We start from the raw sequence: 23009 nt of genomic DNA on the forward strand, positions 1-23009 counted from the left end.
TTACTTACTGATTAATCAAAGAAAAAACAAACAGCTCCCCTTTTACACCTCACTTATAAAAAGTTAATTTGTGAACCTTAATCCAGAACACCCCATACTTAGATGTAAAGTTGCAGCCGAAATATGGAGTGAAGCATGTGGACTGTTGATGACCTTAATGAAAGACCGAATTCTTTTTCTAAGCTAAATCACAATTTTTAATTCTACGCCCCCCAAATAGACGCAAAAGGATGATTGGGATAACAAGCCCTTGTTTTAGCCTGCCAATAACGATGAAACAGGAGCACTACCTCCCGATGAAAAAACAAAATATCTATCAAGTCTTTACCCGATTATTTGGTAACACGCAGAATTGCAATGCGCCTTGGGGAACGGCTGAGCAAAACGGAGTGGGGAAATTCAGTGATTTCACCCACAAAGCCTTAAATGAAATCCGAGCTTTAGGCATTAGTCATATTTGGTACACCGGAATTCCCCACCATGCCGTCGTCAATGACTACAGCAAGTTCGGTATCGACAATGATCATCCAAGCATTGTTAAAGGTCGGGCGGGCTCTCCCTATGCGGTTAAAGATTACTACTCTGTAAACCCAGATCTGGCTGACGACCCAAGCCGGCGCAACCAAGAATTTTATGCGCTGATTAATCGCACTCACGATGCAGGCATGAAAGTGATTATTGACATCGTGCCCAACCACATTGCGCGTGTGTATAAGGGGTTGAATAACCCAGAGGGAGTGACCGATTTCGGCTGTAGTGACAATGCATCACTGGAGTACCATAGAGACAACAACTTCTATTACATTCCCAATCAAGCCTTTCAATTGCCCGATGTGTTAGCCGAGAACCCGCCACTTGGAGGTGAATCTCATCCATTGCTTCAAGAGGCTTACAACGAATACCCAGCGAAATGGACAGGCAATGGATCGCGGCTAGCCAAACCTAATTTCGATGATTGGTATGAAACCGTTAAGGTCAACTATGGTGTCAAACCCGATGGCAGCTACGATTTCGACCGCTTACCTGATGAATATCGACACAAAGACCATCAGGCACATTTTGAATTTTGGTTAAATCGCGACGTGCCAAACTCATGGACAAAATTCCGCGATATCGCCCTATTCTGGACCAAACAAGGCGTAGATGGCTTTCGGTACGATATGGCCGAAATGGTGCCCGTGGAGTTTTGGAGTTACATGAATGCTTGGATCAAGCACCATAACCCTAATGCCTTTCTTATGGCAGAAGTCTACCAACCAGAGCTCTACCGAGACTATATTCAGCTTGGCAAAATGGATTACCTCTACGATAAAGTCGACCTTTACGATTCGCTCAAAGCGGTCATACAAGGTAAAGGGTCCACAAGCGAGATTGGTCGGATTCAGCATGAACTCAACGATATTGAGCATCACATGCTGCATTTTTTAGACAATCATGACGAGCAGCGCGTTGCTTCTCCTGAGTTTGCAGGAAATGCAGAGAAAGGCAAACCCGCCATGCTTATTTCCGCTTGCTTATCTTCATCGCCAACCATGATCTACTTTGGTCAGGAGGTCGGTGAACCTGGCGCAGAAATGGCCGGATTTGGCCAACCTTCTCGCACCTCTATCTTCGATTACATTGGCGTACCCCACCACCAACGTTGGATGAACCAAGGCGCATTTGATGGTGGTCAGTTATCCGAAGATGAAAAAGAACTGCGAGACTTCTATCAGAAGCTGCTTAACCTAGCGTTAAATAGTTCTGCACTTTGCGGTGATTACCATGATTTATACGCTACAAACTATCAAAACTTTGGCGAACTTAAAGACCAGCTCTACGCATTCGCTCGCTCTTCAGTCAGCGAAAAGCTCATCATCGCCAGTAACTTTAGTGACGATGATAGTAAATCGGTCAACCTCGTTATACCTGCATCTCTGACTACTGAATGGAACCTAGTTGATGGAGAATACGAGGTCGTCGATCAGCTTTCTCAGACCGTATTTACCCTAACGATAAACAATGGAGCTGGCATACTCCCAATTCATTTTACGCCACTCGCCAGCTTTTACTTGTCGCTCGGTGAACTAATCAACAAGGAGCAATCACGATGACATCACCTTTCATTTATCACGGTCAAAGTCGCGATTGGGTGACTAAAAATGAAGGCTCATTAACACTTATTCTCGCAACAGAGAAGTGTTATACGTTTGAGAAAGTCATGGTTCGTCATGAGCCCGACAATGAAGAAGTATTAGCAGAGATGACGCCTTGTGGAGAGACATCTCAACTACAATATTGGCAGGCAACGATCGCTCTCAACAGCGACCGAGACATTACCCATTACGTGTTTAAACTGCTTTGTGGGACTGGGCAATATTGGCTCGATGGTAAGGGGCTCAGCCATCGCGTCCCTGGGAAGGAGACACACTTTAAATATAATACTCAGCACCAACCACCAGAATGGGTTAGCGAGCAAGTCTTTTATCAAATATTTCCTGACCGCTTTTGTAACGGCAAGCCAGAGATCAGCGTTCAAAGTAATGAATACGCAGTGTCAGGCGGCACGAAACCTGTCATTGCAAAGCAGTGGGGTGAACCCGTTGATACCAGCAATGGCACCGGAGGCTGTGAGTTCTACGGTGGCGATTTGTACGGTGTAGAGCAGAAGCTAGATTACCTACAACAGTTAGGCGTTACCGCGCTCTACCTCAATCCGATTTTCGACGCGCCAAGCAACCATAAATACGATACCGCGGATTACTCCCAAATTGATCCTCACCTAGGAACAAACGAGCACTTTGCCAAGTTGTGTCAAACTCTTCATCAACGTGACATGAAGATCATGTTAGACGCGGTATTTAACCATACATCCACTGAACACCCGTGGTTCAACCTGCAAGGTAAACACAACGAAGTGGGTGCGTTCCAATCCCCTGACTCGCCTTATCGCGACTACTATTTCTTTCAGGGAGATAGTCAGGATTACATCGGCTGGAAAGGCATTAAATCATTGCCTGTATTAAATTTTGAAAACCCGCAGGTTCGCGAAACCATCTATGACGGCGATGATGCCATCATTAAACAGTGGCTTCGTCCACCTTACTCGATTGATGGCTGGCGCTTTGATGTCATTCATATGCTCGGAGAAGGAGAAGGGGCTAGAAACAACGCACATTATGTCAATGCATTTCGACAATCTGCCAAACAAGTTAACCCAGATTGCTATGTGCTAGGTGAACACTTCTTTGAAGCAACTCAGTGGCTGCAAGGCGACCAAGAAGATGGCGCAATGAACTACTATGGGTTTGCGCACCCGGTTCGCGCATTGCTAGCAAAACTTGATATTAGCTTTGATCCGATTCAACTCTCTGTCGCGGAGTTCTTAGATTGGCAATCCGAAGCCCGAGCAAAAATTCCTTGGGCCAACCAACTCTCACAGCTCAACCAACTTGATAGTCACGATACCGCTCGTTTTATGGAGCTAGTCAAAGCAGAACCTAAACTCTTCAACTTAGCGGCAACTTTGCTATTCAGCTACGTTGGCACACCGTGTATCTACTATGGTACTGAATTAGGAATGCAAGGCAGCCATGATCCTGATAACCGTCGCTGTATGCCTTGGGAGCGTGTAGAAAGCAGCCTATATTTGCCGATGTTTCAAAAGCTGATAACCCTAAGGACTCACTCTCTAGCCCTACAAAAAGGGGATTACATACCGCTCTATCAAGATGATGACTCATTTGTCTTCGCTCGTCAGTATCAAGGTGACGTTGTTTTATGTGGATTCAACTTATCGGAAAACGCTAAAACGCTCCCATTACCCGTCTGGAAATTAGGCATTCAACATGGTCAATTTACCGGATTGCTAAGCTCTGACAGGGCAGCATTTAATGAGGGTTACGTAACCATTACCTTATCTGGACAATCTGGAGATTTGTATCAAGCCTGTCACTTAAAGGCATAACATCACACAATTCTTATCTACCTAAATGGCGCAATCACACGATTGCGCCTTTTTTATTTGAGCACGAGCACATTTTTCTAGCTTGGTATAGATTTTTTCTATAACTCACTCTCTATAAACTATTTTTGTTTTATATGCATTGGCGTTAAATTCTCAGTCAACCTAAAGACAAGGATTTATAACAATGAAAAAGCTCGTGAAACCTCTTTCAATCTTTACCCTTGCTGTACTTGCGGCTAGCCCAGTGGCGGCGATGACCGAAGGTGAAATCACCATCTGGATCAATGGCGATAAAAGCTATGAAGGCTTAGCGAAAATCGGCCAGCAGTTTGAAGAAGACACAGGCGTAAAAGTGATTGTTCAGCACCCAGAATCGCTAGAAGCTCGCTTTGAAAAAGTCGCAGCAAAAGGAATGGGACCGGACATCATCTTCTGGGCTCATGACCGATTTGGTGGCTACGCAGAAGCAGGTCTATTGAAAGAAGTGAACCCGAGCCAAGAATTCAAAGATAAACTGGTCGACTTTAGTTGGGATGCCGTAACGGTCAACGGCAAGCTAATGGGTTACCCAATGGCAATTGAAGCGCCTTCTCTGATTTACAATAAAGACCTACTTCCTGAGCCACCAAAAACGTGGGAAGAGCTCGCTAACATCCATAAAAAAATGCAGGCAGAAAACAAAACAGCCATCATGTGGGATGTGAAAAATGCCTACTTTACTTGGCCAATGATCTCATCTGGTGGTGCTTACGCATTTGAAAAAGTGGCTGGCGGTTATAACGGCGCTAAAACCGGCGTAAACAACGAAGCGGGCATCAAAGGTTTGCAGTTCTTGGTCGATATGGTCAACCAAGGCGTTGTGAATCCAGACATGGATTACTCAGTATCAGAAGCGGCGTTTACCAAAGGTGAAACAGCCATGACCATCAATGGCCCATGGTCTTGGGGCAACCTAGACAAAATGGGAGTAAACTACGGTGTTGCAGTACTACCGACACTGAACGGCGGTAAAGGTAACCCATTTGTAGGCGTACTGAGCGCGGGGATCAATGCGGCGAGTCCAAACGGCGATTTGGCTGTCGAGTTCTTAGAAAACTACTTGTTTGTCGATGATGCTCTTAAAGTGATGAACGACGACAAGCCTTTAGGTGCCGTAACACTAAAATCGTTCCAAAACATCTTAGAGCAAGATGATCGTATCAAAGCAACCATGACCAACGCAGAAAACGGCGAGATCATGCCAAACATCCCTCAAATGACTGCATATTGGTTTGCAGAGGGTGCAGCGATCGATAACGCAATGCAAGGTAAACAATCAGTGAAAGATGCGCTAGATACAGCAGCAAAACAAATTACTAATTAATTTTGTCCTCCCACTTAAGCCTCCACCAGCTTAAGTGGGAAAATTTTAAGTTCCTATCCTTTTGCCGGAGATCACTCTCCGGCTTTTTTACAAATAAGGTCAACCAAAGCCGCAGTCGGTTCAGTCAATGTCCCTACTTTGGTGTAAATGCCGACTTGACCGCGCTGAGATTTGTTCAGCCATAACCTGATCAACCCTTTCTCCTTTAGCACCGATTCCATTTTGCAGGTGTAGGGCATGATGGCATCACTCATTTTCACCATATCGATGCTTGCGGAAAGCGAATCCAGCTCATAGATTACTCGCGTCTCTTGTGCGGCAACCGTAAACAACTCAGCGCCCTCCTCCGTTAACACATCACCATGTCTTGCGTGATCTGGTGTTACTTTTAGCAAAGGATAATCAGAAGCCTTTTTCTCGATATCATCTTGATTTAAAAGTGGATGATCGGGCCTAACGTACCAAGCTTCTTGCTCTTGAAATAACGGAATAAAACGCACTCGATATCGATTATTGATACCGCTGATCTCATGGCCCACAAAAAGATCGATTTCGTCGTTAACCAAGTGGTGCAACATAGATAACCCGTTGCCGAATTCAATGTGCATCGAACTCGCTGGATACAATTGGCTAAATCCATTAATTGCCTTCGCCGCAAAGCATTCCCACCAAGCCTCACCGACACCCAGCTTTACTTTACCACCACTGCGTAGCTTCATTTCCGACAGCTGATGAATCATGACATTGTGCTTTTCTTGAATCTCTTGCACATAACGAAAGTAAACCCAGCCATACTCAGTAAGCTCAACACCTTTCGAGCGACGAATAAATAGACTCGCTCCCAATTGATCTTCAAGCTTTTTTATCGCCGTTGTGAGTGACGGTTGGCTAATGAAGAGCTTGTCCGCCGCCGCTTTGATGCTGCCTTGACGCGCCACTTCATAGAAATAACGATACTGCTTATCCATTATCTATATCACCGATTAAAATAATGGGAGAAGAGTAGCTTTTGATATTGATTTTTTCTATAGCCTAATTCAAAGAATCAATTATTTTTCATTTACGTTGTTCGCTATAGTCAATCTCAGATTCCGATTCAATTACAGGTATAAAAATGGAAAAACGTTGGTGGCATGATAGTGTGGTATACCAAATTTACCCACGCAGTTTTTGTGACTCTAATGGCGATGGTATCGGTGACATCCAAGGTATCATTAGCAAACTCGACTACATCCAATCACTGGGCGCTGACGTCATTTGGCTTTCGCCTGTTTACCAATCCCCAATGGATGACAATGGCTACGACATCTCTGACTATCAAGCCATTGCTCCAGAGTTTGGGACCATGGAAGATATGCGCGAACTGCTTGATAAAGCCAAGCAGCGTGACATCCGAATCGTAATGGATTTAGTCGTCAACCATACCTCTGACGAGCACCCTTGGTTTGTCGAAGCAAAATCTAACCCAGACAGTGAATACCGCGATTTCTATATCTGGCGAGATGCGAAAGAAGACGGTTCGAAACCCAACGATATTGACTCCATCTTCGGTGGCAGTGCTTGGCAGTGGGACGAAGAGAACCAACAATACTTCTTCCACCTATTTTCTAAAAGACAGCCTGACCTAAACTGGGAGAACCCTACCCTACATCAAAAAGTGTTCGACATGATGAATTGGTGGATCGATCAAGGGATTGGCGGTTTCCGCTTAGACGTTATTGATCTGATCGGTAAAGAGATCGACAAAGGCATCACAGGCAATGGCGAGCGATTGCATCCATTGCTACAAAAAATGAACCAAGCAACATTTGGGGACAAAGACCTTCTGACGGTAGGCGAAACTTGGGGCGCGACACCGGATATCGCTAAGCTCTACAGCAACCCAGATCGAGATGAGTTGTCGATGGTGTTCCAATTTGAGCACATCACACTCACTTGGCAAGATGGTGATAAATGGCAACCTAAGCCGCTTGATTTGGTCGAGTTCAAACAAGTCCTAACTAAGTGGCAAGTGGAGTTAAAGAATGATGGTTGGAACTCACTATTTTGGAACAACCATGACTTACCTCGCGTTGTCTCTAAATACGGTTGTGACAAAGAGTTTCGCGTTGAGTCAGCGAAAATGCTCGCCACTACACTGCACTTCATGAAAGGCACACCTTATATCTTTCAAGGGGAAGAGATAGGAATGACCAATGTTGCTTTTGACACGATCGACCAGTACAAAGATATCGAAACGTTGAACTTCTACAAAGTAAAAACCGAGTCCGGTGTAAGTCATGATCATATGCTTAAAGCGATTCATGAAAACGGTCGAGACAACGCTCGTACACCAATGCATTGGAACAACTCATCAAATGCTGGTTTTACATCTGGTCAACCTTGGATTGAGCTCAACCCAAACTACCCAACAATCAACGTGTCTGACGCGCTAGAAGACAAAAACTCGATCTTCTATCACTACCAACAGTTGATTGCTTTACGCAAAGCGCACCCAGTGATTGTTTACGGTGATTTCATCCCACTATTAGAGGACCACTCTCAAGTCTTTGCTTACGAGCGTAAAGATGAGAACGAGCATATTGTTGTTATCAATAACTTCACGGATCACGCCGTTGAAATCGTTCTACCTGAGCACCTTTGCGGCCATAAATGCAAATCACTGATTACTAACTATCAAACGATTGATTATTTAGAAAGCAATATGAAACTCGCTCCCTACCAGTCCTTCGCGGTAGCCATCTAAACCTAACCATCGTAAAAGCGCTCATTAAACGGGCGCTTTTTGCTTTAGTTTTAAGCAACTCTTCGTTCCACTTTCTCGTCTTTAAACCAATACATCCATTTAAATCAGTTTCATTTATCCAAATAATTTAATCGTGGTAATCTATGCGTAGTTAAATGCAGTGAATGCAGTTGGTTAAGAGCACACAAAAAATGAATACCCCCCTTACTGAACGTAGTTCTAAATGGCTTTCCTACCTTGTCATTTTCTTTATGATTTTACTGGGGTTCGAAATCTCGTCTCATTTCATTGTCGACCAGATCAAATACCAGATCATCTCATTTGTTGGCGCTGTGATGGCGGTTAGCTTTTTAACACTTCAGTGGCGAGCATTCCCCGTCATCGCGGCCGCACTGTTTACCTACTATTTCCAATCAGGGAGAGATCCGCTAATGGCGGCCGCATTTGCCGTAACTATGCCTATTCTGCCTTTGCTAGTCTCTACATTCTTTTTAAGAGCGAGTAGATCAAAACTGATTGAATCCGGTTCAGAGCAACTTGGTTTGTTTTTCCTATTCTTTGGCGTGTTAATCCCCATCGGAAATACATTGCAGATGTTCGCTATTAGTGCAGCAACAGAAAAGCAGCATCTTTCAGCACAATTTCTATTTTATGCAATGCTGGGGACGGCTCTGACTCACTTAATCGTCACCCCTTTATTACTGTTTCTGACGAGTCTCTTCACAAGAAAAAATGGGCATCGTTACATGCTCTTAGACTCAGAACTCAGAAACTCTAATCAGAATAAGTGGTGGTTTCCGCTGTGGCTGCTCTCTTGCAGTCTATTGATGACCATCGCCTTTAGCTTTCAAAACACAACAACATTGTTCTCAACATGTTTGGCGGTATTTTTACTCGTTACTATAGGTTTAGGTAAGTTTGGCGTTGTTCGACCACTATCCGTCGGGGCATTGGTCATGCTGACTATGGTTTATGCTGGCGTACAGCGCGTCAATCAAATCGCCACGTTGGACGATAACTTCTACGGACTCATGATGGTACTCATCGTCATTACTTCGCTAAGTTACTTGATTGCCGGCTATGTGCTAAAACATCACGATATGCTGAAATCGCAAATACATGCAGAGCGCATTGACCCTTACACGGGTCTATTCAACATTGGTCAACTCAAAGAAGATATCATTCACCACAATAAGATCATTCTTATCTATCTAGACTTGGCACCGACACTCTCTAAGTTAGGTGATATCGGCCATGAAGGTAAATCTCAGCTTATTGCCCAAATTCAACAAGAATTATTGGATAGTGATTCACAAGTCGGTCGCTGCTACAGACCTCCTTTCACCTTGGGTATCTTAGGTTATACGCATAAGACCAAAGGCATTAAAAATGAACTTAAAAACCTCACGCAAATGCTCGACGAGTTTCAGTTTTACTGGAAAGGAACTTCAATTTCGTTAGTGGATCCGACACTTCACTGCATTCAAGCGGGTAAACGCTCCAATATTCAAGATTTGGTATCTCACTTGTGCGATCAGCCACCGATCAGTGACACGAAACTAAACTGGGTTGACGAACCCGCGCTAGAGGGCAAAGTAGATAAGCTCAGCTACATTCAAAAGGCATTTAAAAACAACTGGTTTGAACTCAATTGCCAACCATACTTAAAGCTTACTGCTGGGGATCTAGAGCGATTACACAGCTTTGAAGTGCTACTTAGAATTAACCCTGAAAATGGTGTTCGACTTACACCCGCGGAATTTTTCCCACTTGTTAACCAATTTGGTCTTGAAACACAGTTAGACAAATGGGTCGTGCACAACACCTTTAAAATGCTGCACGAACAAGTTCACGAATGGGATAAAATTGAAAAATGTGCCATCAATCTAACGGCTAAATCTTTAGGGGTTTCGCATCTCGCACACGATATTCTTGCCAGTGCGAAAATGTTTGAGATTCCCCTAAAACGTATCTGTTTTGAAATTACAGAATCTTCAGCGTTGCAAAACGAACAGCAAGCGATTGAAACTATTACGATTCTACGTAATGCTGGCTGCAAAATTGCGTTAGATGATTTCGGCACAGGTTATGCGAGTTTTGCTTACTTGCGTCGACTACCACTCGATATATTGAAGGTCGATGGCGAATTTGTAAAAGAACTGCCGACCAACGAATCAGACCGCTTGATAGTCAGCTCTATTAGTAAAGTTGCCAAAGAGATTGGCTTAGAAACAGTCGCTGAATTTGTTGAAAGCCATGAGCATATTGAAATTTTAAACTCCCTCGGCATCACCTACGCACAAGGTTATGGCGTCGCTAAACCTCGTCCTCTCATTCACTATTTGCATGAAATAAACGAGAAAGAGGCACTCGTATATTAACGAGACTTAAGGCCTAACAACACTTAGGCCTTACTTGCTCTCATCCGATTGAACAGTTACCAAGCACTGTTGAAACGTGCTTGCATCGCACGGCTGATTGGTAACTTTTCTCCATCAACCACCGCCACCATTTTCCCTGTGAACTCTTTTTTCACTTTCTCAATCACTGAGACATTCACAATCGTAGATCGGTGGATTTGCCAAAATAGCTCTGGGTCCAATTGAGTGATGAGCTCTTTAAGAGACGTTCTCAGCAAATACTCCATCTTTTTGCCTTGCTCGCGTTTATACAAACAGACGTATTTATCTTCAGCCTTGAAGTAAAGAACATCAGACACAGAGATCAAATGAATATCATCACCTTTATTGGCTCGAATCCAACTCAAATAACTCGGCTCAGGTTTCGTTGAGAATTGCTGCATCTGTTGTAAAAGCGCAGCCATGTCCGGCGCGATAGTTTCAGATTGCCTGTCGAGTCGTTGCTTGAGTTTTGCAACGCATTGGTCAAGCCTCTCCTCCGTTAACGGTTTTAAAAGGTAATCGACCGCATTCGCTTCAAACGCTTGAATGGCATACTCGTCATAAGCGGTGACAAACACCACCAACGTTGAGTGGCCTTTTTTCATCAATTGCTTAGCCGCTTGCATGCCATCGCATTTAGGCATGCGAATATCCAAGAAAGCAATGTCTGGCTGATGCTGTTCCACTAATGCCAGCGCTTGCTCTCCATTTTCAGCGATTCCTTTTATATCAAGCTCCGGCCATACTTCACCCAACGTCTTATTAAGGTGAAAACGCAATAATGGTTCATCATCAGCGATAATGGCTGTCACTGCCTTTCTAGTCATTCTTTCTCCCTTATAATGATCACTTAACTACCCGCGTAGCTGCACAAGCGGAATTGAAACTTTCGCTTTAACGCCCCCTGTAGCGACTTCAAGCAATGCTAAACTTGCCTCATCACCAAACAAAGCTTTAAGGCGTTGTTGGGTATTTTCTAAACCGACACCGTGCCCTGCGTGATTAGAACTACCATGTATTCCAACCCCAGAATCTGTCACCTCAATAACTAACGAATCCCCAGCTTCTTGAGTGACGATTTCAACGCATCCCCCTTCCGCTTTGGGCTCGATTCCGTGTTGAATAGCATTTTCAACCAAAGGTTGCAGCACGAGAGGTGGCAAGTTGATATCACTCAGGAGTGAGTTGTCGATCTTGTAATCCAAACGCTGACCGAGGCGCACTTTCTGTATTGCTAGGTATGCATCCACCAAATCGAGTTCAGATTGCAACGTCGATTGCTCCTGACGACTACTTTTCAATGTACCACGCAGCAAATCGGTTAACTTCTCTAGCATTAATCTTGCTTGAGCCGGATCCTGTTCAATTAGCACGCTTACATTGGCCAATGTGTTAAATAAAAAATGAGGTTCAATCTGACTTTGCAACTGACGTAGTTGGCTTTGAATCATCGCTTTCTCATGCTCTGATTGTTTGCGCTTTGCGATTTCTGCTTCTTTTTGAGCGATGAGCTTTTGTTCGTGAGCATAAAAGAAGACAAAACAGGTACAACTAAATATAAAGCCAAGAATAATAACCGGCTTTAGCTGCTCCAATGAGGCAAAGTCATCATACTTATTCAGTAAAAAATGTGCGTTCATCGTGCCGAATAGCATAGCACCGGCCAGTGATGCGCCAGTCAACAAGTACGATGAAACTTGCGGAGCTAGCCATGCAATCAAATGAGAAGTGATCACCGCACTGTATCCGTAACCGACACTAATCAACAAATGTTCCGCAAATTCGCTGGGCCAAATCGATTGAGTCACAAATGCAATAACAACGCAAAATAGAGTAGTCACGACAAAACTACGAATTACCTTGGTTCCCTTTCGCTCGTTCATTGTCTGCATTAAAATCGTCCTTTAAGATTTAAGAAAATCATACGCTTATCCGACAAATTTGCATACAGCGCATCTTTGCTCCCGGTCATAAAACGCAATGCCATTTCCAAATTTATCGACGTATCTCCAGAATCATACGCTTGATAATCTAACCACTGGGTCGCAATAACCCCGCCATCTTGCGGAGCAAAAAGCACATCCAACGTTGGCGTTAATTTATTCATCCAAAGTTGCTGCTGAGACCACCCCCAATGACTCCAAGCGCTCGAGTCCAATTGCCAGTGAAACATCACATTGTGCTGGACTAAGTTAGCGTGATTTAGGCCTTGAGCATAAGAGCTCGCCAATCCTTGAAAGGCAGGCTGTTTCGACAAGGTTTCAGCGCGTTTCTGAGCACTGTCCCACTGCGATTGACTCCAACTTCTACTGTCATACCAGTATTCAAGAATGATGTTGTTTCCCACAGCATTTGCCCAATTCAGACCGGCTAATACCTGATAACCATCATCTTCCTTTGTTAAAGATACGGGCGCATCAATACCCGCTTGTTGATATGAAAGGTAACGGCGTTGATAAAGCGCGGACAAATGAACAGCCCAAGCAGAGTCCAAAAGAGTCACAATTGAGCCACCAATTAACCCATGACGAACATTGTCATAGTAAGCTAAGGCTTGCCATTCACTATCCCCAACTAGAGCATAGCGGCGCAGTCCGATCCCTTGATGCTCAGATTCTTCTTCCAACTGGCTGCCATCTTGTTGGGTATAAGAAGAATCGCTATAAACCAAACTCCACTCCCCTTGGTCATCAAAATAGGAGCTCATTGCGATCAACGTCCCTTCTTCAACCTGAATACCGACTGGATTGCGTCGATATGGCTTAAACACATCTAAAGGTCTGTAGCCATACCCTACCCCCCAATCAAGCCTCATCTTACCTAGTGTAAAATCAATCGGCAGATCAAAGAACGATGCGCTACCTTGCCAAAACAGCTCCTGTGCGATCAGTTCGCCTCGGTACTCAGCTTGCTCGCTACTTGCCCAAACCTGACTTCCTTTCGCTGCAATTAGCCCTGTCCAATTGAATGCACTAACCTCAACATCCAGTAAGGCATCCAGCGCTTGGCTGTTATTCTCAATTGCTTTACCTAACAGCGAAGAGTCTTGATGCGTGGTTGAATTGGCACTGAGTGTCCAATCCCACTCGAAGCTAAGTGGCTGCGCATATAGAGGCAAAGCTAGCGCTACTCCTGCTAGCCCTAATATGTTTTTCATATCAGAGCTCCGCCGCAACGTTTCGAGTCAAGTACGCAGGATTGTAGTATTTATCTTCAAGTTCAAATGGCGTAATTTCTTGATACGAAATCACTGTTTTCTTTGCTGGCTGAATTTTATCTAGCAACACCATTGAGACAACGCGCTTCTCTCCATTAAGTTCACCAGCTTGAAACAGTGCTCGCTTCGCTAATTTACCCGAACGAAGGTATAAATCAGCTTTCAACGGAAAGTCGGTTTCGGTGTCTAACCAAAGATCGATACGATCATAGCTCGCCCCCTTTGTCGTGGAACGCAAACGCAGTTTATGGGCGAGTACAGCGTTACTCTCAACCTCGAGCTCTTCTGTATCAACCAAAGAAGCGTGATAGTCTTCGCTCCAAGTTAGCGTGGAAATATCGCCAACAGAGGCTTCTCCTAGGAGTTTTTGCATAGGGGTAATTCGAATAGGGCGTCGGCTCTTTGGCATTAATAACCAATAATTATCACCAAGCATGAGCATCTTTTGCCCTTCTTCCACTTGAGATTTAAACACCACTAAAGATTCACGATTCGAGCGCGTATAAACATGATATTCGCGCGTTTTATCCAGCTTAGCATGTTCAAACAACTGTACTTTCGACACCACTTTTGCAGCGTCATACCCTTGGCGATAATTGTCTGCATTAACAACCATAGTAGCGACATCACGGCTCTCTTCTGAGCCAAAGACACTGCCCGAAAAGCCGAATAAGCTCAGGGTAATCAACAACGTTCCTTTCATCGTATTAAACATAAGTGAGAGCCTCTGTAATTGGTTTTTTTACACCTTTTCGAGCTGATAGCCATGCCGCTAGAATGCAAATGACTACCACGCCAGCCGAACAGTACATTAAGAGTTCAAAAGAAAAATAAATACTCAGTGGATAGCCATCCGTTCTTCCTGGAGGTGGCGGCATTTGGACATCGACAACCATCAATAGTACCGTTAAAAGCGCACTTAGCAGCCCACCAACCATAGCGCCAATAAAGGCAAGCAACCCTGACTCTTTAACGAAGCCAGTCACAATTTCCGCAGGATACGTTCCAAGCGCTGACAAGGTGCCAATTTCACGAGTTCGTTCAGTCACAGACATTGTCATGGTATTAAACAGAGCAACGAACACCACCAATGCCATTACCGCTCCCATGATGCCGAAAATGCGGTCATAAAGGTCTTTCACTTTCGCGTAAAAGAACGCGCGTTCTTGCCAAGGCGTCAGTTCAACCGCTTGCTGCAAATCTAACCCTGATAGTGTTTGATCAACCCAGGACTGAACATTTTTAGTCAGCTTTGTCTCAAATAGAAACACCGATAAGGTACTCACTTTTTCGCTCGACAACAGTTCTTGCGCAGATTGAATGTGCAGGTAAAGCTGGCGTTTATCTAACTCAGGAACACCCGTCGAATAGATACCACGAACTTTAAAATCAAAGGCATTTAGCGCACCATCACTCGTGGTTGCTAACAGAGTCACCCAGTCACCTACAGCAACTTTTAAGTTCTTCGCTAAATCGACTCCCAACATCACTTCTGGCTCTGATGGGTCATAGCGAGAAGAACTCACACTGGACAAGGTCTTGCCTTCGCGAACATCTAGAAAAGGCCCTTTCATATCAAATTCACGATCATTGACACCTGAGCCAATAAAAATGGTCGATTTACTGCCATTTGAAACCAGTCCGTTAAATTCGATACGAGGCTGAATGCCACGAATATTCTTATTGGAAAGCAGAGCTTTTGAAATCACGTCAGCGTCAGCCAATCCATTTTCAAGAGGCATCTCTTCATCTTGCTCAAAGTAGCCAGGTTGACTGATCGTGATGTGTCCGGTGTCTCTTGCTGTCGATTCTTTTAATGATTCATAAGTATATAAACCAAAGCCCCCAGCCGAAGTCAGTGCGAACACGGCAATCGCAATAATTAGCACAGAGAGAAGGCTACGACGTCGATTGCGCTGTAAGTTTAGAAAAGCGACCCGCAGTGACAAAGGAATTAACTGGCCCATTTCATTGCCTCCGCAGTAATCTGTCCATCGACTAAATCAATCGTCCTATCGCATTGCACTGCCATTCGAGGATCATGAGTTGCGACAATGAAAGTTGTTCCCATCTCATGCCCCAGCGTTTTCATAAGGTCAATCACGACTGAAGCGGTATGACTATCGAGGCTTGCGGTGGGTTCATCTGCAATAACCATCTCTGGCTGATGTACTAAGGCTCTTGCAATCGCCACACGCTGCTGCTGGCCACCAGAAAGATTGTCTGGTCTGTGGTTGGCATACTCAGCCAAACCGACTTTGTCGAGGATCTCACGAGCTTTTTTTTCTTGGTCAGCTAAGCTAAAACCGTTCAACATCAGAGGGTAAGCGACGTTTTCCCACGCACTCATTACCGGGATCAAATTAAATCTTTGAAATACAAACCCTAGTTTTGTACGGCGATACATCGCTGCTTGCTTTGGATCTTTAGGGTATGCTTTGCCTGCGAGTTCAATCTGCCCTTGGTAATCCATCTCTAGTAAACCTAACGTATTCAGTAATGTACTTTTACCGGAACCAGACGGGCCGCAAAGCGCCACCATTTCACCTTTATTGATCTGCCCAGAGACACCTTTTAGCGCCTCTACCGTTTGTTGCCCCAATCGGTAATGTTTGGTCACGTTCTTGAAAGTGAGCATAACGCCTCCTTAAGCAGCTTTGTCCAGTATGGCCTGAGCTTGAATCGTTAATGGATGATTTGCGTTCTTTTGCTGCATGAAAGACAACCATTTACTCGCTTGATCGCTATCTTCTGCACGTAACGCCGCTTCAATGGCGTAGATATAGATCCACGATGTCGCATCATAATGTTGTTGCTGAAATTGCTCATCGGCTAACAGGTCAAGGAACAGATCATAGCCACGTTCAAAATGGTTAAACATATCTGGGAGTGAAGTGTAAGTTGCTGCTGCAATCGCTCTCGCTAAATAGGCTTCTGGCAAACCTTGACGAATCTGTTGCTGAGCGAGTGGAGTTTCTGAGACCTGAAGAAGATCAAGACCTTTGGCAATGGTTGCTAATCCTTGTTCGGTATATTTCATTTTGTTCCATGGCATAAACGCGTCACGCCCCATCAATGCTTCCGTACTACCAAGGTAAACAAGGCTCAACGCATCAGCACCTTGAGCTGCAATCAATTTATCTAGTTGCTGGTAAACCAACTCCACAGCTTCTTCATCACCTTCCGCAGCTTGGTTATATTGTGCAATCAAACTATCACTTGGCGCTGCCATTACACTCGCACTAAACAGTGCACCCACCAACATCATCATTCTGAACTTTTTCATCAACTTATCCCTATTACGTTGTTTGACCATGTTAGATTAAATCCAATAAAACTCACGTTCCTCACTTTGCGACAAACTGTCGATTCACAGATTAAACTGCAAATATGTGGAGTAAACGGTGAATGTCTGAGCGGATGCTCATCAAGAGAGTAGAATTAACAGTGTAGGATGGTTAAAGTAGCAGCCATAATTGAAGTGCAACTTTTAGCCCTATTTAAAGAGCAAACTGTGATGATTGATGACAACAATGTAATTGATAACTTAGCTGAGCTTGAATCGTTTCTTCTTGGCGTGGAAAACGGCTTATTAGGTTTACAAAACGTAGAAGGTGTAGCATTAGCAACGCACAACGCATCTGGCCGCCATTTTGTTGCCGTTCTAGACGACAAGCACCAGCTTATTTTAGGTCGTTGGGTAACAGAGGAAGTGTTTAAAACCGGACAAGACTTGGTTCGATTAGGCCCTAAAAAAGCACATTAAGCCCAGCAAAGATGGCTCTTTAAGTATCATAACTTAGAGAGCCATTTTTATTGGAATCTAATTAAGCCAAGCGCTTTCCAATGTGAACGACGACCTATCAAAATCGATACTGGCTTTCACACCCAGAGGAGTGACAAGCATTGGATGTGTATGGCAACTGTCAAACCCTGACAAAATCGCCACTTCCTGCCCATTCAGTACCTCTTGCAATACATCGAGTGGTTGTCGACCTGTTCCTTTATCATCAAACAGTTCATGCTTTCCTAGGACGATAGCGGATACCTTATCAAACACGCCACACAGCTTCAGGTGATTGAAGGAACGTTCAACGTCCGCAATTGACTTAAGTGAATCTTCAATAAGCAGAATATCGCCTTCTTGAACTTCAGGCATATAAGGGCTGCCCCAGATTCCACTCATGGTATTGAGGTTTCCACCTATGATACGCCCACCAACCGTTCCTGAACCCAAAAACTGCCACTGGTTTTCTTGAACGGGTTTAGTCTCTTGTTGTGTTTCCCAGTCGATCATCACGTCTGTCCACCCTTTCGGCATTGTATAGCAATAAGGGACCGAATACGGTTCAACAAGTAAATCGGAGAAAGCATCAAACGTCTCCTCAACTAACGGAGCGAGTTCGCCAAACGACGCAACAAGTGCGGGGCCGTAAAACGTAATTAACCCCGTTTGAGCATAGATACCCATCAGCAAAGCGGTGACATCCGAGTAACCGATAATAATTTTAGGGTCTCGTTTCAATGCTTCATAATCGATGTATGGCAACAACGCATTACTATTGTAGCCACCTATCGTAGACATAATGCAACGAACATCCGGATCTCTGATCAATTCATTAAGCTCTTCCGCTCGCTGTTGAACAGAACCAGAGCGATAACCGTCACTTTCTCCGGTCAGACTACCTGCTTTTACTTTAAACCCTTTGCTGGCCAAGAAGGCTTTCGCTCGTTCAAATCGTTTGGGAGCGAAGACAGTTGCAGGAGAAGACGGTGAGAAAAAGCCAATTGTATCCCCTTGCTTTAGAGGGCGAGCCAATAACATATCAATTCCTTTTTTGAAGCTAGAGATTATTTGAGCGGTTTTTGTACGATAAGATAGGTGTGAAGCTCGGGGTACTGTTCGAATTCTAAATGCCGAATCACGCAACCTAACTCCATAAACAAACGCAGGAAACCATCGGTACCAAGAGAGGAGTAATAAACCTTAGGCCCCATGAAATCATCTTCATGATCACCCGGCTCTGGCGTCCCACCAAAAGAGAAAATAAACACCCCGCCCTCATTCAGGCCATCGATGATTTTAGTAATGACAGATCGCTGCTCAGCAAGAGGAATGTGCCAAATACTGTCCCAAGCGGTGATAAAATCGTATTTTTTATCAAAGACATATTCACAGATATCGGCATGGTAAAAAACATTATTGGGGTGCTTTTCTTTTGCCAAAGCAATCATGCTTTCCGAGATATCCATCCCTTCGATCGCAAAGCCTTCTGCACTCAAAAAATCAATAAAACGTCCTGTGCAACCGCAGCCAACATCAAGCGCTAGACCACGGCTATCAACAAACGATAGCGCCCTGTTATGAGCATCCATACCATTATTAAGATTGAACTGCTCACTCAACCAAAGGTGTGTAATTTGATCGTATGCTTTGCCAATATCCGTAGGTTTCATATTACGTCCATAAATAATATAAATAACCACGTAAACTTAACATATGTTTTTCATTTAAACAAAGCAGACAAATTTTTCATGCAATATTTATAAAAAACGGGATGTATTATTTGCGCTAACAAACAATACATCCCGTTATATATTAGTGATGTTAATTAAACTTGTGGTGGTGTGCCTTCACCATTTGAAATAACAGCATCAATTTGAACTGCGGCACCCATTGGAATATCCGCAACACCGATGACCGTTCTTGCAGGAAGCTCTTTCTCAAAGAATGACGGATATACTTCATTCAATGCATCGAAATCTGCCATATCACGCAATTGAACGTTTATTTTCACTACGTCATCCATCACATGACCAATGCTTTCAACAATAGAACGAATGTGAGTCAGACATTGCTCAGCTTGCTCTTTCGCTCCACCCGCCACAAGTCCTTGAGACGCTAGGTCAATCGGAAGTTGAGCTGCAATATGGTTGTAGTGTGAGAAAGCCACTGTTTGTGTGTAAAGTGCATTCAAAGGTGCACTATCCGTATTGTTCGCGCGAATCACAATACCGTGTCTGTCTTCCACTTCTTGTGGAGGAGTACCATCACCATGAGAAACCACTACATCGATTTGCACAAGTGCATCCATTGGCAGATCTGCAGCGACAACTGTACTACGCGCAGGTACGTAAGCCACAGTTCTAGCGATAGCAGAATCAGGGAAGAAGGTTGTATAAACTTCGTTTACCTCGTCAATGCTTGCTAGATCTTTCACGTAAATCGTTGTTTTAACAATATCATCGAATGGCACGTCAATACTTTCTAGCACTGCTTTAATGTTCGTCAAACATTGTGCAGCTTGCTCTTTTACGCCACCTGTAACCAATGCGCCAGTTTGAGGGTCAATCGGTAACTGAGCAGAAAGGTTGTTGTAGTGAGAAAACGCAACGGTGTGAGTAGATAGCTCACCTTTTGGCGCTCTTTCTGTATTGCGAGCAAGTTTAATTAGCTCACATGGGTCTTGTGGGTAAGTACCTTCTCCGTTTGAGATAAGAGCGTCCATTTGTACTAACGCATCACTCATTGGTAATGCTGATACAGCAACACAAGTACGTGTCGGGAAGTACTCTTGGAAAAATGCTGCATACGCTTCGTTCACAGCGTCAAGGTCCGCGATATTTTTAACAAACACGTTAATTTTAACCACATCATCCATCACATGATCGATGCTTTCTACAATCGCTTTAATGTTAGTTAAACATTGCGTCGCTTGTTCTTTTACTCCGCCAACGATAATTTCACCAGTCTTAGGATCCACTGGCAATTGAGCAGAGATATTATTGTAATGAGAAAAAGCAACTGATTGTGTAGATAGTTCGCTTTTAGGTGCATTATCTGTATTTCTTGAAACTTTAATGATACCGCCACTCATATTAATGTTTATCCTTTATTTTGTCTTAGATATATATTTATCTTCGGTAGGGTTATTTATAATTAATAATTGGAATGACGAGATGTTAAGTCAATTCACTTAATCTAAGTGTGACAATAATCAAAATACGATTGCACTAGAATAAAGTAACAGACAGGATATTTAGTCACTACGCGACTATTTATCCCAAAAATCCTGAAAACTTGACTATCGGCCGCCTGTTTTATTCTATTGATTCGAAATTTATGAATACAATCTCACGCGACAATTTTTAATAAGGGGGACTTTTCGTTGGTTTCTGATAACTGGTTCACAATAAGTCGTTTCCTTAAGCCAAAACTCCACCAACAAACCGCCTTTTGTGTCGGTATTAGTGAATAAATTCTCTAGGTTTTAATTTGGCTAATAAAAAAACCGATACAACGCATCCATTTCCACTACAATCTTTTACATTCACGCAAGAGACTTAACAACCTACTGCGGCAATAGTGCCCTTTTATACGCTGATACTTAAACGACACTGAACACAAATCTCCTAATTGATCATTATTTGGTCTCTGTTCTATTGTACATTCAAAAGGCAAAAAAATTTTTGACTGCGTGTCGAAAATAGCCATGCGCAAACGTCCTTGAGAAGGAAACAACAAACCAAAAGGAAACTTAAGATGAAATACATGCTTTTGCTTTACGCTGCACCTGATCAAGAACCTACATTTGGCACACCTGAATTTGACAAGATGATGGAAGACTTTGCCACTACCTCAGAGACTTTCGAAAAAGAGGGAGTACTTGTCGCAGGCGAAGGGTTACAGGAGACAGAAACGGCAACTTCACTGCGGATTAAGTCCGGCAAGGTAGAAACTATGGACGGTCCCTTTGCAGAAACGCGCGAGCACTTGGGGGGCTACTATATCGTTGATGTCCCCGACTTGGATGCCGCACTACGATGTGCAGAAATCATTCCCGTCGCTAAGTTTGGCACTATCGAAATAAGACCAGTGTTAGATTACAACGAAGCTGACTAACGTATGAATAATGCCCCTTCAAAAGCGATCGCTGTCAGTCATATTATTCATGATGTCCTGAGTAAAGACAGAGGGCGGCTTTTGGCTGGGCTGATTTCACGCCTTGGTGACTTTCAAGTGGCCGAGGATGCCCTACAGGAAGCCTCAATTGCGGCGTTAAAGCACTGGACTCGCTCTGGTCCGCCTCATAACCCAACGGCTTGGCTACTGAGAGTGGGCTTGAATAAGGGGATAGACCATTTTCGAGAGATGCAGCGAGATCAACGTAAAGCTGAAGATCTTGCTGACATTTCCGACGATAATAAGGTGTATGACGTTCCTGAAACGATTCCTGATGAACGTCTTCGCCTTATCTTTACCTGCTGCCACCCAGCCTTAGAAGAAAAGTCTCGTGTCGCTTTGACACTGCGTACAGTCTGCAATTTAACCACAAAGGAAATTGCCGCCGCTTTTCTTGATAATGAACAAACCATGGGACAGCGTTTATATCGTGCAAAGGCAAAGATTAAAGCTAAAGGTATTCTCTTCTCTATCCCGGAGCCAGATAGATGGCATGACAGATTAGATACGGTGTTAACAACCATCTATTTGATATTCACTACTGGTTACGTCATGGAGACTGAGTGCTCTCGTTCGCTATGCCAAGAAGGCATTTTTTTGGCTAGGCTTCTTACAAAACTGCGGCCCAATGATCCAGAGATAGAAGGTGCACTTGCATTAATGTTGCTTACGGATGCCAGAAGCACTGCTCGAATAAGTGAAGATGGCATCATGGTGCCTGTTGAAGAGCAAAACAGCGCACTATGGAAGAAAAGTAGTATTGATGAAGCGCAACTCCTCCTTTCCAATGCACTTGAAAAAAGACAAGTTGGACCGTTTCAGATCAAGGCGGCTATTGCCGATTGTCATATGGAAAAGCCTAACCCAGATTGGCATCAGATGGCTCTTCTATATCAATCTCTATGGCAATTCGAACCGACTCCGGTTGTCGCTTTGAACTGGGCTGTCGTGATTGCAGAAACTAAGCACCCCAAATTGGCACTCAATAAATTGAACGAGTTAAAAGAAGACCTTAAAGATTACCAACCTTGGTATGCCGCTCGGGCGTACATTCTTAGTAAATTAGGACAAAAGGCAGAAGCTAACCATTTTTACAGCCTAGCTATTGAGAAAGCACCAAGTGTGGCGACACGTAAGTTTTTGGAGTTGAAATTACATGACGTGACAAGTTGATTTACTCTTTGCCGGTTTCGTCTCCCTTCCACAATAAACAGTGCCACACGCAGACAAATCACCTTTACCTAAGAGTCGATAGCTTTGTTTGTAAATGATGAACTTAAAAAATGCATGAAGTGTGAATGATTATCAAATCATTGAATTTATAGAAAAAAGAGTCAAACTGAACGTTTAACTCTTTTATTAACGCTGGTGA

Annotated in this window: 19 protein-coding genes; 8 read left to right on the forward strand and 11 right to left on the reverse strand. The window is 43.8% G+C overall.

Translation table 11 applies throughout. The annotated features are described in order from the left end of the window. Positions 1-296 precede the first annotated feature (296 nt). The 3 genes from GVO60_RS00535 (at position 297) to malE (ending at position 5309) form a co-directional block, all read left to right on the forward strand. Complete coding sequence (locus tag GVO60_RS00535; RefSeq protein WP_159650564.1) at positions 297-2093, forward strand: alpha-amylase family protein; 1797 nt, start codon at positions 297-299, stop codon at positions 2091-2093. Then, positions 2090-3946: a maltodextrin glucosidase gene (gene malZ, locus GVO60_RS00540; protein WP_159650565.1), complete on the forward strand. Its 1857-nt coding sequence runs from the start codon at positions 2090-2092 to the stop codon at positions 3944-3946. Before GVO60_RS00535 ends, malZ begins: the two co-directional genes overlap by 4 nt. Positions 3947-4130: 184 nt before the next feature. After that, positions 4131-5309 (forward strand): maltose/maltodextrin ABC transporter substrate-binding protein MalE, encoded by a 1179-nt coding sequence (gene malE, locus GVO60_RS00545; RefSeq protein ID WP_159650566.1) that lies wholly within the window; start codon positions 4131-4133, stop codon positions 5307-5309. A 71-nt stretch (positions 5310-5380) separates the two neighbouring features. Here the strand turns inward: malE and GVO60_RS00550 are convergent, their stop codons facing one another. Next, complete coding sequence (locus GVO60_RS00550; protein WP_159650567.1) at positions 5381-6277, reverse strand: LysR family transcriptional regulator; 897 nt, start codon at positions 6275-6277, stop codon at positions 5381-5383. 146 nt (positions 6278-6423) lie between these two features. On the opposite strand from GVO60_RS00550, the gene GVO60_RS00555 reads away from it, so the two are divergent. Both GVO60_RS00555 and GVO60_RS00560 read left to right on the forward strand, forming a co-directional pair. Continuing rightward, the gene (locus GVO60_RS00555; protein WP_159650568.1) at positions 6424-8055 is read left to right on the forward strand and encodes a glycoside hydrolase family 13 protein; all 1632 of its coding nucleotides are present in this window, start codon (positions 6424-6426) and stop codon (positions 8053-8055) included. Positions 8056-8246: 191 nt separating this feature from the next. Continuing rightward, positions 8247-10436, forward strand: a complete 2190-nt coding sequence (locus GVO60_RS00560) for a sensor domain-containing phosphodiesterase (RefSeq protein WP_225874878.1) — start codon at positions 8247-8249, stop codon at positions 10434-10436. Between the two features lie 56 nt (positions 10437-10492). Here the strand turns inward: GVO60_RS00560 and GVO60_RS00565 are convergent, their stop codons facing one another. From GVO60_RS00565 to GVO60_RS00595, 7 genes are read right to left on the reverse strand one after another with little or no spacing between them, the layout of a single operon-like run. Then, complete coding sequence (locus tag GVO60_RS00565) at positions 10493-11284, reverse strand: LytR/AlgR family response regulator transcription factor (protein ID WP_159650569.1); 792 nt, start codon at positions 11282-11284, stop codon at positions 10493-10495. 27 nt (positions 11285-11311) lie between these two features. Next, positions 11312-12349, reverse strand: coding sequence for a sensor histidine kinase (locus GVO60_RS00570; protein WP_225874879.1), 1038 nt, complete (start codon positions 12347-12349; stop codon positions 11312-11314). Further along, positions 12349-13614: a hypothetical protein gene (locus GVO60_RS00575; protein ID WP_159650570.1), complete on the reverse strand. Its 1266-nt coding sequence runs from the start codon at positions 13612-13614 to the stop codon at positions 12349-12351. The genes GVO60_RS00570 and GVO60_RS00575 overlap by 1 nt, the downstream gene beginning before the upstream one ends. Position 13615: 1 nt before the next feature. Continuing rightward, on the reverse strand, positions 13616-14389 hold the full coding sequence (locus GVO60_RS00580) for an outer membrane lipoprotein-sorting protein (RefSeq protein ID WP_159650571.1): 774 nt from the start codon (positions 14387-14389) through the stop codon (positions 13616-13618). Continuing rightward, complete coding sequence (locus GVO60_RS00585; RefSeq protein ID WP_159650572.1) at positions 14382-15641, reverse strand: ABC transporter permease; 1260 nt, start codon at positions 15639-15641, stop codon at positions 14382-14384. Before GVO60_RS00585 ends, GVO60_RS00580 begins: the two co-directional genes overlap by 8 nt. Further along, entirely contained in the window at positions 15629-16312 is a 684-nt protein-coding gene (locus GVO60_RS00590; protein ID WP_159650573.1) for an ABC transporter ATP-binding protein, read from the reverse strand. Before GVO60_RS00590 ends, GVO60_RS00585 begins: the two co-directional genes overlap by 13 nt. A 9-nt stretch (positions 16313-16321) precedes the next feature. Then, positions 16322-16960 (reverse strand): hypothetical protein, encoded by a 639-nt coding sequence (locus tag GVO60_RS00595; protein WP_162596518.1) that lies wholly within the window; start codon positions 16958-16960, stop codon positions 16322-16324. 231 nt (positions 16961-17191) lie between these two features. On the opposite strand from GVO60_RS00595, the gene GVO60_RS00600 reads away from it, so the two are divergent. Further along, a complete protein-coding gene (locus tag GVO60_RS00600) occupies positions 17192-17440 on the forward strand; it encodes a hypothetical protein (RefSeq protein WP_159651398.1) in 249 nt (82 codons plus the stop codon). A 57-nt stretch (positions 17441-17497) separates the two neighbouring features. On the opposite strand, the gene GVO60_RS00605 is transcribed toward GVO60_RS00600, so the two are convergent. The 3 genes from GVO60_RS00605 to GVO60_RS00615 all read right to left on the reverse strand — a co-directional run bounded on the left by GVO60_RS00605 (position 17498) and on the right by GVO60_RS00615 (position 20552). After that, entirely contained in the window at positions 17498-18499 is a 1002-nt protein-coding gene (locus GVO60_RS00605; RefSeq protein ID WP_162596519.1) for a S66 family peptidase, read from the reverse strand. A 26-nt stretch (positions 18500-18525) separates the two neighbouring features. Beyond that, the gene (locus tag GVO60_RS00610; protein WP_159650574.1) at positions 18526-19131 is read right to left on the reverse strand and encodes a class I SAM-dependent methyltransferase; all 606 of its coding nucleotides are present in this window, start codon (positions 19129-19131) and stop codon (positions 18526-18528) included. A gap of 155 nt (positions 19132-19286) precedes the next feature. Next, entirely contained in the window at positions 19287-20552 is a 1266-nt protein-coding gene (locus GVO60_RS00615) for a RidA family protein (RefSeq protein ID WP_159650575.1), read from the reverse strand. Between the two features lie 665 nt (positions 20553-21217). Here GVO60_RS00615 and GVO60_RS00620 point away from each other — a divergent pair. Then, positions 21218-21577: a YciI family protein gene (locus GVO60_RS00620; RefSeq protein ID WP_159650576.1), complete on the forward strand. Its 360-nt coding sequence runs from the start codon at positions 21218-21220 to the stop codon at positions 21575-21577. 3 nt (positions 21578-21580) lie between these two features. After that, positions 21581-22810 carry an RNA polymerase sigma factor gene (locus GVO60_RS00625; protein ID WP_159650577.1) on the forward strand — a complete coding sequence of 410 codons (1230 nt, stop codon included), beginning with the start codon at positions 21581-21583 and terminating at the stop codon, positions 22808-22810. Positions 22811-23009: the final 199 nt, after the last annotated feature.

The sequence above is a fragment of the Vibrio atypicus genome, from assembly GCF_009811315.1.
In the GTDB taxonomy this organism is placed as follows: domain Bacteria; phylum Pseudomonadota; class Gammaproteobacteria; order Enterobacterales; family Vibrionaceae; genus Vibrio; species Vibrio atypicus.